Raw genomic sequence first — 16787 nt, forward strand, 5'->3', positions numbered from 1 at the left:
TCGGCAAGATGCAACCGCCGAATAAGCGCCCAATCCTCCACTGTGATCACCCACCCAATCGTTTGGAACAGGTGGCTACGTTTTCAACCGTCACAATGGCTCAGTTTTCGACCGTCACCGACACTACGGATCTACTTCGCTGAACGATCCAGCCCTTGGCAACGCGGAGCTAACGAGAACTTCAACGGCCTAGTGGAGTGGTCCCCGGAAGTTGGACACCCAATTTAGGATCCTTCTTCCAGGAGTAGTCAGATGTACTTGAGAAGCACGTTGTGTCACTCCGATGCAGTGTCGGCTATCGAGTTGTTCGAGCAAGGGCTGACTGCGAAGTCCGTCGCGCTGACTCTTGATTTAGCACCTAACCCTGTCCAAATGTTGTATCAACGATGGCAGGTAAGGGGATCGGGTGCGCTGATGACAAGAGACCGTAGGCAGTACGACATCGAAACCAAGCTCTTGATCGTTCGACGTCATCTTCAGGGCGTGTCCGGACGCGTCCTGGCGAAGGAGTACGACCTTCCCTCTCCCGGCACCGTCACGAACTGGACGAGAATTTACCGGCGCGAGGGTGAAGACGGCTTACGCCCGAAGAGACGGGGCCGGCCACCGGTCAGTCGCGAGAATCCAGTTCCCGAGAGCGAGGTCGAGCAACTCCGAAGGGAGAACGAGCGGTTGCGTGCGGAGGTGGCGTACCTGGGAAAATTGCGGGCCTTGAGGGCACAGGAACGACGCTGAAAGTTCAAGCGATCAATGACCTCAAGGCCCACCACCGGTTGCAGCTGCTGTTGCATCTGGCAAAGATTCCCCGGTCCACTTTCTACGACCACCGCAACCGGCTCACCCGGCCGGATCGGCAGGCGGAACTCAAAGAAGCCATTCGTGAGGTCTTCACGCAGGCGCGAAGCGCTTACGGGCATCGACGTGTCCTAGCCATGCTCCTACGACAGGGATGGACAGTGTCGAAGAAGACCGTGCTGAAGCTCATGCGCGGGCTCGGATTGCAAAGCCCGGTCCGTCGCCGGCGCAGATACAACTCCTTCCGCGGCGAGGTCGGTAAGACGGCTGAGAACGTGTTGAACCGCAAGTTCGAGGCCGCCGTCAAACACACCAAGTGGGCCACCGACGTCGCACTCCTCTCTGCGCGATCGTATCTGGGCGGAACTCGCGGCATTCGGCCCGTTTGCAGTCCACACGGACACAAAAGGACTCGATCCCGGCGGCATATCCACGCCCGTGCCTCGAGCAACGGGCGGTGAAACGGTCATCGCACGCTTTGCCATCGCTTCAGGACCGGGCACCGGCGCCGACGCACCCGAATGCTTGGCTACGTTCAAGCCTGATCGCCCCGACCCCCACCACGCCGCATTTCTCCTCACAGTCCTTACGAACGAGTTGACCGAGTTTGCCAGGACACGGCAGCTCTCAGGGCTTGCACAGACCATCAGATGGATCGGTTTGGTGAAAGGCACCCCTCACAGCCTGAACGTCGACGGAGTCCCGGTCCTTGGTGGGCGTTACTAGCGGACGGTGCAAGCGGGATTGCCTGTGAGCATCACGACCGAATAATGATGTGGCTCGGGACGGAGCACGCAGTAATACCCCGCTCGATCTCCACAAAAATCATGACCAGCACAGGGTGGCAGGAAGACAACTACTGACTGCCAACCTGTCTCACAGCCCTAGCGTTTCGAGGCAGCCGGGCAGCAGGCGAGAGCTGGCCTGACTGCCTCTTACACCCGCTCGGAGGGCATCTGAAGGTGACATGGAGGGTCCCCGAAGCACCGTCATTCATCACCGCAAATCAACCCAAGTCGCAGACACCTTGTGCTTCAAGAACCACTTTCCAGGCACCGTGATCGAAAGGTTTGCGGCCCAACCCGACATCGGACTCAGTCCTCATGTCAATGACGCTCGACCAGTGAGCCATTGTGAGGGCTTGGAAACTGAGCCACCCGTTCCGAACGATTGGGTGGGTGATCACAGCGGAAGATTGGGCGCTTGTCGGGCCATTGCATCTGACCGCGGGTGAGTCGATGAGATCGATAGCTTTGAGGTTGGAGATCTCCAGGAACACGGTCGCGAAAGCAGTGAGCGCTGACAGTCCCCCGCCTTACGTGCGGGCGCCGCAGGACTACGGAATCAAGGCTGTGGAACCCGCCATCGCTGACACCTCACGGCCCTCCAATAAAGCAGACGTAAGTGTGGACACTGTCCACCCCCCTCTTTGGCAGGACAAACCTCGGGGCCGCGACTCTCGCGGGCACGCCTAAGACCGCCTCCCAAGGGCGCCCATAAGCGAGAACGCGAAAACATGCGGAGTCCGGAGCAGTCCGGTCCGGCTACTCCCCAGTAATGGGCAAGAAGCGTTGACATTGTCAACACCCCTTATTTCACCAGTATCGAACCCGCTCGAGGCCTGCACCGACCTCATGACTTCGGAAGAAGGTCCATCCGTAACGGCGCATACCAATTGTGCGCGTACCTGTTGCCCCGCTGAAGGCAAAGTGGGCCATCGGTGAAGCTGAGGAATGGCTGCCCACAGCGGGTCGAAGCTTAGTGCCCAAGCGCCAAAGGGAAATTCCTCCAAACGTTGAAGCAGCAGACCTGAGCGGCTGACTACAACCGGACATAGAGCTTGGGCGAAACAGCCTGAAGGGCCCGCAGGCAGGTTAGCCCAGCGGCGGCCGCTTGGCTGCCGCCGTGAAATCCTCGCAGCTTACAGACTCCAGCTCGTTCCTGTCGTTGTTCAGCACCAGCAACCTGCTGCCAGCCATGTCCCTTACTTCCTGCGGAACGTTCGCGGGAGGGATGGTTCCTACGCTGTAGATGCTCTTCGGGTCCTCCAGGTTTCCTGACACTGTTTGCTGGTTCTGGACAACGATCCGATACTGCGAGACCGTCCCCATATGGTCGTACTTGTAGTTAATGCCAAGAGCGGGACACTTGCTGTCATACACCTCCACCCGTGTAAACGCGTCCGCCAGAGCGGTATCAGGAATCCCATAGATGGTAAGGTCGGCTCTCCACAGCGCGTCGTCACCTACGCCTGCAAGTCCGGGTTGTCTGCAGCCCTCCACCACATATGTCGAGGGGTTCCGGTTCTCTCCCTTCCGGACCGGTATCCCCTTCGCATCAGGATACTGTCTATGGCACTCGGCGACCGGGTCCTTGGGAACCTGCGCGGCCGTAACGCCCCAAACTGAGAGGGCCCCTCCCACCAGGATCGGGACAACTACCTCCGGCCGCTTCCAGAAGTTTGACCAGGTAACTTTGTGGCTGCTGTCATTCTCGGCCGGCACGTTTTGCTGGACGTCCATAGCCGGGAGTATCCGCTGAGCCTTCCGGGCGGTCAACGACACGCACCCTATGCCGGAGAGATTGGGTACCCCTAATTTTTTCCACGGCGAATCGGGCAGAATGGGCGCATGTGCGCCACATGCGTGATGTCCAAGGTCGCCGAAGACCTTCTGAGCGATTTGAGGCCAAGGAGTTGCACCCCGCCCCGCCTAACTGGAACGAGGCGCCGACTCAGGCGGTGCCGTGGGAGCGGCTGGATGACACCATCGAGCGGCACCTGCTGGTCGCCCCGCAGAGAAAAGCGGGCTTTGGACGGAATTGTTGAAGCCATAAAAGACCCCGCACTTTGAACGGCGCTCCGATTTGTCGCCACGCCTTTGGTTGACGCCTCTACTATCTAAAGGTGTTTACGGAACGCTCGAAAGCCCCCCGCCCCGGGATGCGCAGCGGGACTTCCAGGCCCTGGAGGGCGTCCAGAGTTCAGTCCACATTGAGTTCTTCACGGTTAAAGGTTGCTCATCGACGCTTCGCGCGATACCAGCACGTCGAAAATGTCAAGCTTTGTCAACACTAAAAACTGAAAAAGCCTCTGACCTGCGGAAACACTGTGCCCGAGGTGGGACTCGAACCGTCTTCCAGCCGTTGCAAACACTGAGAACCCGCGAAAACATACGGAATCCGAAGCAGTTCTCCGGCGGTACGAGGCACTCCGCTACGAAAAGTGCGGACATTGTCCACACCCCTCCGCTGGGGCCCAATTTCTCGAACTCGGCTGGGCGTCTTCTGGGCGAACTCATGCCCGCCGATCACCACCGCCCCGTAGCTTCGAAAACGGTAGCCGACCAACGATTCAACTCGGACGGCAGTGTAGTCATTCTGGACGGCGCGATGATAGCTGGGCGGGTCCTCAGTGCAACCAGGGCGCTTTCGCGCCGGCCCCGGGAACGGGAAACTTCCCCGCGACGTGACTGCTCCTTCAGCCGGACAAAGTTTCCGAACTCTGACGCGGGTCCCCCAAGTTGCACTCCCGCCCCTCCACCAGCTACTGCTCCCCTACCAGAACGACGAACTACCTCAACGACCAGAGCGATATCAGGATTGCAAGGCCGGAACGCCAAACACGGCCGTTCACGGTGTCACGCCATGAGACCAGGTCTCAGTGGCTAATTGACGGAACCACAATTATCGGCTCTTGAAAATATGCGGGAACGGGCGTAGGCACGGCTGGTTCAGCTCCGGACAATCGGCGGTAGGTCGGCCGTGACCTTGCGGGCTCGTAGGGTGCCGCGCGTGGCGGCGAGCCAGCATCCGGCCATCATCAGCGGGAAACCGATCAGCAGGCCGACCGTCAGCGGCTCGCCAAGAATGAGAGTGCCCAGCACGATGGCAACGACGGGGTTGACATACGTGAACAGCGGCGCCCGCACCGGGCCCACCCGCGCGATCAGCGCAAAGAAGGTGATAAACGCCAGCGCCGTGCACAGGACGGCCAGTGCGATGAGCGCTAGCGTGCCCTCGAGGGTCGGCACCTGGTGCTGCGTCAGGAACGCGATCGGCGTGTAGAAGATCCCTACCGCGAGGAGCGCGAGGGTGATGGAGCCGAGCGGGGGCACGTCGCGCAGCTTGGTCGCGATCACGAACGGCGCGATCGCGTACATCAGCGCGACCAGCAGGACTTCGCCGACGGCGATGAGACCATTCCCCCCTTCGACTGCGAGGCCCGGCCCGGCGACCATCACGAACACGCCGACGAAGCCGACGAAGAGTCCGATGCTGCGCCCCGGGCTGAGGGCCGACCGGTCACCGCCGCCGAACGCGATGATCGCCGCAAACAGCGGGACCGTCGCGACGAGCAGGCCCGTGAGCCCCGACGGCAGTGTTTGCTCGGCATGACCGAGGAGCAGGAAGGGCCCGGCCATCTCGATGGCGCCGAACAGCAGCACCCAGCCGATCTTCGCGAACGCGGGTCGCAGTGCCTTCTGCCGGATGGCGAACGGCAAGAGGAGCACGGCGCCGAGCAGAGTGCGGCCTGCCACCACCGCAGCTGGAGAGTACGACTCGACGGCGACGCTGATGAAGAGATAGGGGGTGCCCCACAGCACTGCCATCGCGGCGAATAGCAGCCACGCGCGCGTGTCGTAGCGCTGCGAGGAGTTCATATGGCGACCCCCTCGGCTTCGCCACACACATACTCGCGCAGGATGGCAGCCCAACGCTGTCGATGCAGCAGGAATGGCGCCATGACGAGAGCCGCTATGACTACACGTGCGGCAGCGATCCAGAGAGGTTCGACGTCCCTCGGTGCAATCTCGATGAAGAGATAAGGCACTCCCCAGAGGAGTGAAACCAGGGCAAACAGACACCACGCGCTTGCTTTCACGCTACACGTGGCCGGTCGCCAAGAGAGATTGTTCCAACATGGCATCCAGTGTAGGAAGAATGCAAAGGTCGTGGGAAGGCAACTCGTAAAGTTCGAGAGTAAAACAGTATCCATTTGGAAAGCTGACAGCCTAAAATTTAATCCATGGTGGCTCTGGATGGTGTTGATTGGGAATTGTTGCGGCTGCTGCAGGAAGATGCCCGTCTCGGATACCGAGAGCTCGGGCGGCACGTAGGTTTGACTGCCCCTGCAGTTGCTAGCCGAGTGCGACGTCTTGAGCGGCACGGGGTGATAACTGGCTACAGTGCCCGTGTCGATCCCCTTGCTGCTGGATACGCGGTTGAAGCTTTCATTCACATTGAAAGTACCGGCAAGCTGCAATCCTACGGAATTGCAACCCAAGCTATAGCCGACCCGTATGTACTTGAGGATCATCGGGTGGCGGGCCAGGACGATCACATCTTGCGTGTGGTCGCGGAGACCATCCGCGACTTGGAACCTTTCATCGACTCGCTCCACGATAAGGGCAGCTCTGCGACATCTTTTATCTTCTCGTCGCCCAAGCGCTGGGCTCCGGTTGTTCAGCCGGGGGCCAGGAAGCCAGGGAGCCAGGACAACAGGCCCAGCGACGGACCTCCAGGAGTCGGAACGCCGAAGTAGGTTGCCGCCGCCCACAACCCCGGGACAATTCTCCGCAGGTTATCCACCGCTACTGCTGCTAGGGAGCTACCCAAACGGCTCCCGATTTCCAGCCGTGGATAACCCGAATTGACCCCAGCCATGGACCGCTCTATGTGACAGTAGGTCCGGGTAGCAGGGGCACGTATCCAGGCTTGGGCAGGATGACGGAAGGCTGGATATCAGCTCTTTGAAAAGCCCCGGAGAGGAACTGAAAGGCCCTCTGTTACCTCCGGATGAGAGCTCCGTCAGCCAGCAGCGGAGCAGAAGACAATGCCTATCAGATTGAGGGTATTGGCCGCCGCAGGAGCATGGGAGCACTCCAGACCAGCATAATCGAGGGCCTCTGCCACGAGTAGAGCGCTCATCAAGTAGTCAGTCGCACAGTTCTTCCCCAACGAGCCTTGACACTCAACCGCAGCCGTTGCAGTGGATCTGGCAGCAACACCGCGTGGCTAGTAGGAGCGGGGCAGGCCCAGGACCTTGGTGGCCACGAAGCTCTTGATCAGGTTGTTGTTGACCGGGGCCACCTGGAACATGCGGGTCTCGCGGAACTTGCGTTCGACGTCGTACTCGTCCACAAAGCCGTAGCCGCCGTGGGTGTCAAGGCAGGCGTTGGCGGCGGCCCAGCTGGCTTCGGAGGCGAGGTGTTTGGCCATGTTGGCCTCTGCGCCGCAGGGTTCGCCAGCGTCAAAGAGCCGGGCGGCCTCGTAGCGCATCATGTCGGCGGCGCGGACCTTCATGTAGGCATCGGTGATGGGGAACTGCACGCCCTGGTTGCTGCCGATCTTACGACCGAACACCTCGCGGCTGTTGGCGTACTCTACTCCCCGCGTCGTGAACCAGTAGCCGTCGCCGATCGCTTCGGAGGCCAGCAGGATGCGCTCGGCGTTCCAGCCGTCGATGACATAGCGGAAGCCCTTGCCCACCTCACCGATGACGGCAGATGCCGGGACGCGCATGCCGTGGTAGTGGATCTGGTTGGTGGCGTAGTTGAACATGGTGCGGACTTTGACCACCTCGAGCGATTCCGGCTGTTCGGCCCGGACCTGGCGCAGGTCCACCAGGAACAGGGTCAGGCCGTGGGTCTTGTCGGTGCCCTTGCCTTCGGGCTTTTCGGAGGTGCGGGCCAGGACAAAGAGGAGGTCGGATTCCTCGATGCGGCTGGTCCAGCTCTTGTGGCCGGTGATGATGAAGTCATCGCCGTCGCGTACTGCGGCTGTTTCGATGCTGGTGGTATCCGAGCCAGCCTTGTCCTCGGTGATGGAGAAGGCCTGCAGCCGCAGCGAGCCGGTAGCGATCTGGGGCAGATACTCGCTCTTCTGAGCCGCGTTGCCGTGCCTGAGCAGGGCACCCATGGTGTACATCTGCGCGTGGCATGCCGCTGAATGGCCGCCGGACTTGTTGATTTCCTCCATGATGACGGACGCCTCGGTCAGGCCAAGGCCCAGGCCGCCGTACTCGGTAGGGATCAGAGCCGAGAGCAGGCCGGCCTCGGTGAGCGTGTCCACAAACTCCTGCGGGTAACGGCGGTTGCGGTCCGTTTCGCGCCAGTACTCGTCCGGGAAGCCTGCGCACAGGAGGCGGGTCTGCTCGCGCAGCTGGTCCAGTCCGGCGGTGAGGGTATGCATCGGTTCTCCTTTGAATGGCTGACGGCGACCTTCTGTCACTGCTGGGACATGACGATACGCCAATATATTGGGAATTGGCAAGACTTGCCTTGCGTGCCCGTGGGGGATATAAAACCTTGACATTGCAGGCAACAAGCCGCGAAACTGGTCACGGATCACAATATATTGGCTCAAGGAGATCAACGATGACCAACGAAGCAACACAGGCTGCAACTACCGAAGGCCGCGTAGTAGAGGGCTGGACGGGGCGCCTGTTTGAAGACTTCTCCCCCGGGGACATCTACTACCATCCGTTCGGTAAGACCGTGACGGAGGCGGACAACCAGTCCTTCACGCTCATGACGCAGAACGTGGCCAAGACCCACGTGGACCGCAATTTCGCCAAGGCCACCGAATTCGGGCTGCCGCTGGTCAACTCCACCTTCACGCTCGCGCTGGTCACCGGCCAGTCCACCATCGACCTCTCCATGAACGTCTTCGCGAACATGGGCTGGGACGAGGTCCGCATGCCGAACCCCGTCTATGAAGGCGACACCATCTACTCCCGGTCCAAGGTCCTCTCCACCCGGGAATCCAAGTCCCGGCCCAACCTCGGCCTGGTTACCGTGGCCACCGAGGGTTTCAACCAGGACAGCAAGATCGTGATTAGCTACCGTCGGACGTTCATGGTGTATCGGCACGGTTACCTTCCGGGCGTCGAATCCGCCCGCCCGGATGAGTCCACGTTGCCCTCGATCGGGGACTTCCAGTGACGGCGCCGGCAGGAAGCCTCACCATTTCCGGCGCCGAAACCGTCGCCTCGGCAGTCACCGCATTGTTCGTTCCCGGTGACCGCCCCGAACGGTTCGCCAAGGCAGCCGCCGCGGGCGCCGGCGTCGTAATCATCGATCTGGAGGACGCGGTCGCGCCCGGCGCCAAGTCCGCTGCGTTGACTGCGGCGGTGGAGGCGGTGGCACCGTCGGACGGGGGTGCAGGAGTGCGTGCGCTAGTGCGGGTGAACCCGCAGGGTTCCGACCATTACGACGCCGACATCACCTTGCTGCTTTCGGCTTCCCGCATGCCGGGCTCGGGTCTGCTCGGCATCGTGGTGCCAAAGGCGGAAGACCCCGCCGCCCTGCGCCAGCTGCGCTCGGACATGCCAAACCACCTTGCCCTGGTCCCGCTGGTCGAATCCGCCCTCGGCGTGGTGAACGCCGTTGAACTGGCACGCGTGCCGGGCGTGACGCGGCTGGCATTCGGCGCCATCGACTTCGCCCTGGACATCGACGCCGACGGCGGAGACCGCTTTCTTGACCATGCCCGCGCCCAGCTGGTCCTCGCCTCGCGGGCCGCCGGCATCGCGGCGCCACTGGATTCACCTTCCACAGACATCAAGGACACCATCCGTGTGACGGCGTCAGCCCGGCTGGCCCGGAACTTCGGTTTCGGCGGCAAGCTCTGCATCCACCCAACCCAGCTGGCTCCCGTTCATGGGGCATTCGCACCCACGGAAGCAGACGTGGAGTGGGCACTGTCCGTCATTGGCGCCGAAGGCGGCGCGGCCCAAGTGGATGGCCAGATGATTGACCGTCCGGTCACCGAGCGGGCCAAACGCATCCTGCAGCGTGCAGGGAAGGAGCAGTAAATGGGCACCCTCCCCTTGGCAGGCATCACCGTCATCTCCCTGGAACAGGCCGTCGCCGCCCCGTTCGCCACCCGCCAACTCGCCGACCTCGGTGCCCGGGTGATCAAGGTGGAACGGGACACCGGTGACTTCGCCCGCGGCTACGACACCAAGGTCCACGGCATGGCCAGCTACTTTGTCTGGCTGAACCGGTCCAAAGAAAGCATCGTCCTAGACCTGAAGTCCGACGAAGGCATGGCGGTGCTCCGCAAGCTCGTGTCCACCGCTGACGTGCTGGTCCAAAACCTCGCCCCAGGTGCCATCGAACGCCTGGGACTGGGCCCGGACGAGGCTCTGGCCCTGAACCCGCGCCTGATCCACACTTCCATCTCCGGTTACGGCCGCGGCGGTTCCTATGAACAGAAAAAGGCCTACGACCTGCTGGTCCAGTGCGAGACCGGCCTGCTCAGCGTCACCGGCACCCCGGACTCCCCCGCCAAGGTGGGCGTGTCCATCGCCGACGTCTCGGCGGGCATGTACGCCTACTCCGGCATCCTGACCTCACTGCTGCAGCGGGCCACCACAGGCCGCGGCGACGTCCTGGAGATCTCCATGCTCGAAGCGCTGGGCGAATGGATGGCCCAGCCCTACTTCTACGCGGAATACGGCGGGGCCCCACCCGTCCGCAGCGGTGCGCAGCATGCCAGCATTGCCCCCTACGGACCGTTCGGCGCTGCCGACGGCACCGTGTTCTTCGGCATCCAGAACGAGCGCGAATGGGCCAAGTTTTGCACTGATGTACTGCAGCAGCCGCAACTTGCGCAGGACGCACGCTTCGCCGGCAACGCGCTGCGTGTGGACAACCGTCCGGCGCTGCACGAAGCCATAAACGCAGTCCTCGGGACGCTGCCGGTGGCCGAGGTCCTGTCCCGGCTGGACGCCGCGGGCGTTGCCAACGCCCAATTGCGGGACATGCACGAGTTCTCCGCGCACCCGCAGCTGGCAGAACGCAACCGCTGGCGCGATGTTGGCTCCCCAGTGGGCCCGCTGCGCAGCCTGCTCCCGCCGGTTACGTCCCGGGAAACCGACGTCAGGATGGATCCGGTGCCGGAGATCGGCGAACACACGGACAAGATCCTGGCCGAACTGGGGCTCTGAGCACAGGGCTGGCTACGCCCCGGAACCACCATCTGAGTTTCCCGGGTTACGCATTAGCCACGGCAGACCGGTAACCCCGGGCCTGCCGTGGCTGATGCCGTATGTTAGGTGGGGAAATTGATCAGAAAGAGTCCGCAGACCATGACCAGCCGCAGCCCCCGCAGCAGCGCACGCCCGCAACTGAGCGAGAAGGCAACGGCCCATATCCGGGGCCTCATCATGTCCGGTGAACTGCGGCCCGGAACGTTGGTCCGCCCCGAGACGATCGGTGAGCAACTGGGCATTTCCACCACGCCGGCACGCGAGGCGCTCCAGGCCCTCAGGGTTGAAGGCTTCCTGGAACTTGTGCCGCGGCACGGGTTCGTCGTGGCGTCACTGACCGGGCAGGACATCCGCGACCTCTTCCAGGTCCAGGCCCTTATCGGCGGGGAACTGGCCGCCCGGGCCGCCGCCAACGCCACCGAACAGGATGTCGCCGAACTCGAAGCACTGCACCACGAACTCAGCGCGGCCGCCGCCCGGAACAACCACGAACTCCTGGAAGAGAAGAACCACGCCTTCCACCGCGAGATCAACCTGATGGCCGATTCCCGAAAAACCGTCTGGGTCCTGGGGTTGGTTACCCGCTACGTTCCCCGGCAGTTCTACTCAACCATCCCCGGCTGGCCCCAAGCCACGATGGACGACCACGCCGAACTGCTCCAAAGCATCAAAGCAAAAGACCCGGAGGCGGCACGGGCCGCGATGCACCAGCACATCGTCCACTCGGGTGAGCTGCTGGCCGCCCACTTCGACGACCGCATCGCCGCAGCCCAGCGTGAGGTCCAGCCTCTTTCCTAGGCACGGTTCAGCTGGCGGGTGACGTTCTCTTCTCCCAGACGTCCGCCCCCGGACTACTGGACCCGGCGGGCGGACGGCCACTTTCCGGCACTAATCAGGCTAAGAACCGTTTCTTCCAGGACGTCAGCGACCACCCGGACGGCACTCGTGGACCTCGATCCCGTGGGCCTGGCGAGGACGATCCTCCGGGGGATCCCCGGGTTGACGATGGGGGCTGCGTTGAGGGTGCCGCCCGCCGCTTCGGCCGCCACCATGATGCCCGGCAGGACCGTCCATCCGAGCCCGCCCTGCACCAGCTGTCTCTGAACCACTGCATCATTGGTTTCCACTGCTATGTCCAGCGCCAGCCCGATTCGCGCCGCGGAGCTTTCCACGAGCGAGCGGATGCCATGCGGCGGGCTCGGCATCACAAGGGACCGCTGCAACAGGTCGCGAAGGTCCTCACCCTCAGCCGCGAGAAGGCCTTCCATTGGGGGTGCCACTGCCCATAGGTCCTCATCCAAGAGCGTTCTAACGTCAAGTGCGGCCGCCGGCGGCTGGTTGTAGGTGAGGGCAACGTCCACGTCCCCGGCCTCAAGCCAGCGGCTGAGGTGGCCGCCATACCCGGTCACTATCCGCAGCCGGACCCCTGGATGCCGCTCCGTAACGGCGGAAACCACGGGAACAGCGAGTAATGCAGCGGTGCTGGCCAGAAGGCCCACGGTCACGATTCCGTAGAGGCCCGCACCGGAGGAGCGCGCCTCCTCCCGGGCGCGGTCCAGCTCGCTAAGTGCCCGCCGTGCACGTTCGATGACCTGGACGCCGATGTCCGTTGCCCTCATCCCTGCGCGGCTCCGATCGAAGAGTACTGCCCCGAGTTCGGCCTCCAAGTTGTGAATTTGGCGGGTGACCGCGGGCTGCACCACATGCAGCAGCTCAGCGGCCCGTGTCACGCTTCCCGTGTCTGCCACCGCCAGCAGTGCCTGAAGCTGCCTCATTTCCATGGTTCCTCCGTCCGGAGCCTGGGCAGTGCTTACCTGCCGTTCCTAGGGCACGGACCTGCTCGACTCACGATCACCCTACGACATCCTTCCATCACAAAGAGGTATTTGTGACTCTGATCCATAACGCGGACGATGGAATGAATCCCGTTGGTGCCCCCCCCGACAACATCCTGATGGCACCTGACACACCTGCACTGCGCAAAGGATAGAGATGCTGCCCAACATAACCACCCCTGATCGAAAGCCGGCCGAATCCGGGCCAGAACCCAGCAGCACGCCAGACGCCGACGTCCGGCGCCCGCTGCGTGGCCGGTCCGCCGCGATGGCCCGGAACATGGAGGCGAGCCTGGCGATCCCCACGGCCTCAACCATCCGCACGTTCGAGGTGTCGGCCCTGATGCAGTGGCGGGAAAAGCTGCGTGGCGAGGGCTTCAACGTCCCCATCGCCGCCGTACTTGCCACGGCGATGGCGCGGGCCGCCCAAGGCACAGTTCCCGCCGTACGGCGCCGCATCGAAGCGGCGGAGAAGGACCTGGTCCTGGTCGAAGAAGCAACCGTGAACCTCGGCGTGGCCGTGGATGTTGAGACAGCCGCCGGCCACTCAATCATGGTCCCAGTGATCCGTGACGCCGCCAGCCTTTCCTTCCCTTCCTTTGTCAGCCGCCTCGGCGAACTGTCCCAGGCGTGCCGGGCCGGGACGGTCGCCGTTACCGACCTTCGCGGCGCCACCCTGATCCTGACAAGCACCGGCCGCTTCGGGTCCACCACCGGCGTCCCGCTGCTCCCGCCGGGCCCGGGAATCATCGTCGCGGCGGGAGCCATCGGCATCCCCGCCGGACTTGAGACACTCGCCCGCACCCAGCACGTGGATCCCGTGCTCACTCTGTCCTCAACCTACGACCACCGGGCCATCCAGGGCGCGGATTCTGGACTCTTCCTGGGGACCGTAGAGAAGCTCCTGCGCTCCCCGGAATTCCTCGCTGATCTCGAAGGCGAACTGCGCGGCACACCAGCCGGCGATGTCCTGCTGGATCTTCCCGCCCAACCGGGGTCCGAGCACGACGACATCAGGCTGGCCGAGTACGAAAGCTCCGCCAGCACCGCCGTCGCCCGGCTTGAACCGGTGCGTGCCCGCGACGAAGGATCCTGGCTTCCCGACGGTGTCGAAGTGGAATTCAGCCACCTCTCGGACCCGGAATCCCGTCAGTGGCTCGCCGAGCTCCTGCGGAACGGGACACCGTCGCCCGCTTCCTCCCGCCGCCTTCAGGCACTGCGGCTGGCCACCGAACTCGACGTCTTCGAGGCCTATCTGCAGACCCAGTTCCTGGGGCAGAAGACCCTGTCCGTCCAGGGTCTGGAAGCGACAGTCCTCGCCCTTGCCGAAATGGCCGGCCATGCTGCGGAAGCAGGTTATTCGGACGCCGTCCTGGGCATGGCACACCGCGGCCGGCTGAGCATCATGGCCCATGTCCTGAAGTGGCCGGCGGAACGTATCCTGGCGGAGTTTCTGCCCACTGCGCGTGCCTCGGAAAATGCGCCGGTAGGCGATGTACGGCAGCACCTTGGCGGTAAGGGCAGGTTTGACGACGTCGACGGCGCCTCCATCAATGTCACGCTCGAGCAGAACCCCAGCCACCTGGAATTTGTCTCCCCCGTCGCCCTCGGCGCGGTCCGCGCCAAGCAGGACCAGCTCGTGGCGGATGGGGAAAGCCGGGAGCAGGCCCGTCGCCGCGTTCTTCCCGTCCTCCTCCACGGCGACGCCGCCTTCACCGGCCAAGGCGTGGTGTACGAGACCCTGAACCTGCAGAACCTGGCGCCTTACGATGTGGGCGGAAGCATCCATATTGTCCAGGACAACCGCCTCGGCTTCACGGCCACCCCCTTCCAGCTCCGCTCCACATTGTGGCCTTCCGACGTCGTCAAGGGGTTCGATGTGCCGGTCATCCACACCGACGCCGACGACATCGACGCCAACCTGGTCGCCGCCAAGATCGCCTTCGACTACCGCGAACGCTTCGGCAAGGACATCATCGTCCACGTGCTCGGCTATCGCCGGCACGGCCACAACGAGACGGACGAGCCGCGCTACACGCAGCCTGTCTATTACGCCGACATCGACGAACACCCTCCCGTGCACGAAATCTACGCTTCCCGTCTTGAGGCCTCCGGACTGGTCCCGTCTGACTACGTGGAAACCACCAAGACCGCGTCGCGCGCTGCGCTGGTGGAGTCCTTGGAGAAAGCCCGGACGTTCGATCTGAATACCGTCGTCAACCAGGAGTTGCCTTCCCGGCCGGCCGTGCTGGCTGCCCTGGAAACCGCACCGGCCGACTGGGCCGTCCAGGTCCTCGACCTGGCGGAGCAGGACCGGGATGACTTCGCGATCCACCCGAAGCTCATGCGCCAGTTCTCCAAGCGGCTGAACACCCGGGCCCAGGACGCCATGGTTGACTGGGGCCAGGCGGAACTGCTTGCACTGAAACTGATCAACGAGGCGGGCGTGCCCATCAGGTTGACGGGCGAGGACGTTGAGCGCGGGACCTTCAGCCACCGGCACATCGTTGTCCACGATGCCACCACCGGCGACAAGGCCGAGCGCCTGGCCTTCGACAAAGCCCCGTTCCTCGTGGCAAACACGCCCCTGACCGAGGTCGCAACCGTTGGATTCGAGTACGGCTACGGCCGGACAAACACGAATTCACTGCAGATCTGGGAGGCGCAGTTCGGCGACTTCGTCAACGTGGCCCAGGTCATGTTCGATCAGTTCATCATGGCCGGACGCGACAAATGGGGCCGCGACAGCAGGCTGGTTATCCTCCTCCCCCACGGCTGGGAAAGCGCCGGACCCGAGCACTCCTCGGCACGGCTGGAGAGGTTCCTCCAGCTTGCCGCACGGAACAACTCCCGCATCATGATCCCCACAACAGCGGCCCAGTACTTCGCGGCCCTGGTAGGAGCAGCGGCGGCCGATGACCCGCGGCCGCACGTGATCTTCACCCCCAAGTCCCTCCTCCGGGCAGAGTCGGCCAAGTCACCTGTGGCCGACTTCGCACCGGTCCGGTTCAACCCCGTCCTCTCCAGCGGGGCCTCCAGCGAGCACACCCGCAGGCTGCTGCTCTGCTCCGGGAAGGTCGGCGTCGAAGTCAAGGACCGCCTCGGCGACGGTGTGCGGCTCCTGCGGCTCGAAAGCCTCTACCCATTTCCGCAGGAGGAAATCCTGCAAGAAGTCGCCGCCGCGGCCAGCCTCGAGGAAATCGTCTGGCTGCAGGAAGAACCGGAGAACATGGGCGCCTGGACCTACGTCCTTCCCAAACTCCTGAAGCTGGGCCTGGGCAAGTTCAACCTCGGCTACGTGGGCAGGCCCGAAGCGGCTTCCCCCGCCGACGGCTACTCCGCTGCACACAAAGCCGGGCAGGAGCGGCTTCTCGCCACGGCGGCCCGGGCCGGCGAAGTCGACTACCGCATCAGCTGACGCGGGGCCTAGAGTATCGGACAGGCGCGAAGGCGGTGCAGGCTTGCCTGCACCGCCTTCGCGCAGTGAGAGGAGTCAAGGGAATGCGGATAGGAGTCGTCGAGGATGATGACGGCGTGGCCGGGGCACTGCTTGATGCCCTGGCGTCCCACCGCATCGCCGCGGACCGGATGTCCCGGGGCGGGGACGTTCTCACGCGCCACCTGGAATTCGACCTGATCCTCCTGGACCTCGGCCTGCCGGACATGGACGGCATCGAGGTCCTCCGAAGCCTCCGCCAGGTCTCGGCCGTCCCGGTCATCATCCTCACCGCCCGCGACGACGAACGGTCGGTGGTCAGGGGCCTGCGGAACGGAGCCGACGACTACCTGGTCAAGCCGGCGCGGATGACCGAGCTGCTGGCCCGGATCGAGGCAATCCGCCGGCGAGCCAGCAGGGCGCGGGAGTCGACAGCGACCGTCCGCCTGTTCGGTGACCTGGCGGTTGACCTTGCGGGCCGCGAACTTACCGTGGCGGGCAAACCCGTCCCGTTGACCACCAAGGAATTCGACCTCCTCGCCGCACTGGTGGACAACCCCGGCACCGCGGTCAGCAGGCAGCAGTTGATGGACCAGGTCTGGGGCGATGCCTTTGTAGCAGTTTCAAAGTCCCTGGATGTCCACATGACGGCGCTAAGGGCGAAGCTCGGCCGCCCCGCCCGGATCGAGACCATCCGGGGCTTCGGCTACCGCTGGATTGGATAACT

14 protein-coding genes are annotated in these 16787 nt (G+C 63.4%); 9 read left to right on the forward strand and 5 right to left on the reverse strand.

From position 1 onward, the window contains the following. The first annotated feature begins 414 nt into the window (after positions 1–414). Positions 415–735 (forward strand): transposase, encoded by a 321-nt coding sequence (locus ACTHQS_RS14375; RefSeq protein WP_440170607.1) that lies wholly within the window; start codon positions 415–417, stop codon positions 733–735. Between the two features lie 50 nt (positions 736–785). Continuing rightward, entirely contained in the window at positions 786–1256 is a 471-nt protein-coding gene (locus ACTHQS_RS14380; RefSeq protein ID WP_440170609.1) for an IS3 family transposase, read from the forward strand. A gap of 1413 nt (positions 1257–2669) precedes the next feature. Here ACTHQS_RS14380 and ACTHQS_RS14385 read toward each other — a convergent pair. The 3 genes from ACTHQS_RS14385 to ACTHQS_RS14395 all read right to left on the reverse strand — a co-directional run bounded on the left by ACTHQS_RS14385 (position 2670) and on the right by ACTHQS_RS14395 (position 5791). Then, positions 2670–3317, reverse strand: a complete 648-nt coding sequence (locus tag ACTHQS_RS14385) for a hypothetical protein (RefSeq protein ID WP_440170150.1) — start codon at positions 3315–3317, stop codon at positions 2670–2672. 1209 nt (positions 3318–4526) lie between these two features. Then, positions 4527–5456 (reverse strand): DMT family transporter, encoded by a 930-nt coding sequence (locus ACTHQS_RS14390; protein ID WP_440170153.1) that lies wholly within the window; start codon positions 5454–5456, stop codon positions 4527–4529. After that, complete coding sequence (locus ACTHQS_RS14395; RefSeq protein WP_440170155.1) at positions 5453–5791, reverse strand: EamA family transporter; 339 nt, start codon at positions 5789–5791, stop codon at positions 5453–5455. Before ACTHQS_RS14395 ends, ACTHQS_RS14390 begins: the two co-directional genes overlap by 4 nt. A 30-nt stretch (positions 5792–5821) precedes the next feature. Between ACTHQS_RS14395 and ACTHQS_RS14400 the strand changes: the two genes are divergently transcribed. Continuing rightward, the gene (locus ACTHQS_RS14400; protein ID WP_440170158.1) at positions 5822–6337 is read left to right on the forward strand and encodes an Lrp/AsnC family transcriptional regulator; all 516 of its coding nucleotides are present in this window, start codon (positions 5822–5824) and stop codon (positions 6335–6337) included. Between the two features lie 473 nt (positions 6338–6810). On the opposite strand, the gene ACTHQS_RS14405 is transcribed toward ACTHQS_RS14400, so the two are convergent. Then, positions 6811–7986: an acyl-CoA dehydrogenase family protein gene (locus ACTHQS_RS14405; protein WP_440170160.1), complete on the reverse strand. Its 1176-nt coding sequence runs from the start codon at positions 7984–7986 to the stop codon at positions 6811–6813. A gap of 185 nt (positions 7987–8171) precedes the next feature. Between ACTHQS_RS14405 and ACTHQS_RS14410 the strand changes: the two genes are divergently transcribed. From ACTHQS_RS14410 to ACTHQS_RS14425, 4 genes are all read left to right on the forward strand, one after another. Further along, positions 8172–8738: a MaoC family dehydratase gene (locus tag ACTHQS_RS14410; protein ID WP_440170163.1), complete on the forward strand. Its 567-nt coding sequence runs from the start codon at positions 8172–8174 to the stop codon at positions 8736–8738. After that, the gene (locus ACTHQS_RS14415) at positions 8735–9610 is read left to right on the forward strand and encodes an HpcH/HpaI aldolase/citrate lyase family protein (protein ID WP_440170165.1); all 876 of its coding nucleotides are present in this window, start codon (positions 8735–8737) and stop codon (positions 9608–9610) included. The genes ACTHQS_RS14410 and ACTHQS_RS14415 overlap by 4 nt, the downstream gene beginning before the upstream one ends. Further along, positions 9611–10747 (forward strand): CaiB/BaiF CoA transferase family protein, encoded by a 1137-nt coding sequence (locus ACTHQS_RS14420; RefSeq protein ID WP_440170167.1) that lies wholly within the window; start codon positions 9611–9613, stop codon positions 10745–10747. It abuts the gene before it with no gap. Positions 10748–10888: 141 nt separating this feature from the next. Then, positions 10889–11587 (forward strand): GntR family transcriptional regulator, encoded by a 699-nt coding sequence (locus ACTHQS_RS14425; protein WP_440170169.1) that lies wholly within the window; start codon positions 10889–10891, stop codon positions 11585–11587. A 53-nt stretch (positions 11588–11640) separates the two neighbouring features. Here the strand turns inward: ACTHQS_RS14425 and ACTHQS_RS14430 are convergent, their stop codons facing one another. Beyond that, positions 11641–12564 carry a LysR family transcriptional regulator gene (locus ACTHQS_RS14430; protein ID WP_440170171.1) on the reverse strand — a complete coding sequence of 308 codons (924 nt, stop codon included), beginning with the start codon at positions 12562–12564 and terminating at the stop codon, positions 11641–11643. 217 nt (positions 12565–12781) lie between these two features. On the opposite strand from ACTHQS_RS14430, the gene ACTHQS_RS14435 reads away from it, so the two are divergent. Both ACTHQS_RS14435 and ACTHQS_RS14440 read left to right on the forward strand, forming a co-directional pair. Continuing rightward, positions 12782–16042 (forward strand): 2-oxoglutarate dehydrogenase E1 component, encoded by a 3261-nt coding sequence (locus ACTHQS_RS14435; RefSeq protein WP_440170173.1) that lies wholly within the window; start codon positions 12782–12784, stop codon positions 16040–16042. 83 nt (positions 16043–16125) lie between these two features. Then, the gene (locus ACTHQS_RS14440) at positions 16126–16785 is read left to right on the forward strand and encodes a response regulator transcription factor (protein WP_440170175.1); all 660 of its coding nucleotides are present in this window, start codon (positions 16126–16128) and stop codon (positions 16783–16785) included. Positions 16786–16787: the final 2 nt, after the last annotated feature.

It is taken from the genome of Arthrobacter sp. SAFR-044, from assembly GCF_051965175.1.
In the GTDB taxonomy this organism is placed as follows: Bacteria; Actinomycetota; Actinomycetes; order Actinomycetales; family Micrococcaceae; genus Arthrobacter.

Coding starts and splice junctions, on each gene's coding strand:
- ACTHQS_RS14375 (WP_440170607.1), top strand. CDS start 415: ATGACAAGAGACCGTAGGCAGTACGACATCGAAACCAAGCTCTTGATC.
- ACTHQS_RS14385 (WP_440170150.1), bottom strand. CDS start 3,317: ATGGACGTCCAGCAAAACGTGCCGGCCGAGAATGACAGCAGCCACAAA.
- ACTHQS_RS14390 (WP_440170153.1), bottom strand. CDS start 5,456: ATGAACTCCTCGCAGCGCTACGACACGCGCGCGTGGCTGCTATTCGCC.
- ACTHQS_RS14395 (WP_440170155.1), bottom strand. CDS start 5,791: ATGGATACTGTTTTACTCTCGAACTTTACGAGTTGCCTTCCCACGACC.
- ACTHQS_RS14400 (WP_440170158.1), top strand. CDS start 5,822: ATGGTGGCTCTGGATGGTGTTGATTGGGAATTGTTGCGGCTGCTGCAG.
- ACTHQS_RS14405 (WP_440170160.1), bottom strand. CDS start 7,986: ATGCATACCCTCACCGCCGGACTGGACCAGCTGCGCGAGCAGACCCGC.
- ACTHQS_RS14410 (WP_440170163.1), top strand. CDS start 8,172: ATGACCAACGAAGCAACACAGGCTGCAACTACCGAAGGCCGCGTAGTA.
- ACTHQS_RS14420 (WP_440170167.1), top strand. CDS start 9,611: ATGGGCACCCTCCCCTTGGCAGGCATCACCGTCATCTCCCTGGAACAG.
- ACTHQS_RS14425 (WP_440170169.1), top strand. CDS start 10,889: ATGACCAGCCGCAGCCCCCGCAGCAGCGCACGCCCGCAACTGAGCGAG.
- ACTHQS_RS14430 (WP_440170171.1), bottom strand. CDS start 12,564: ATGAGGCAGCTTCAGGCACTGCTGGCGGTGGCAGACACGGGAAGCGTG.
- ACTHQS_RS14435 (WP_440170173.1), top strand. CDS start 12,782: ATGCTGCCCAACATAACCACCCCTGATCGAAAGCCGGCCGAATCCGGG.
- ACTHQS_RS14440 (WP_440170175.1), top strand. CDS start 16,126: ATGCGGATAGGAGTCGTCGAGGATGATGACGGCGTGGCCGGGGCACTG.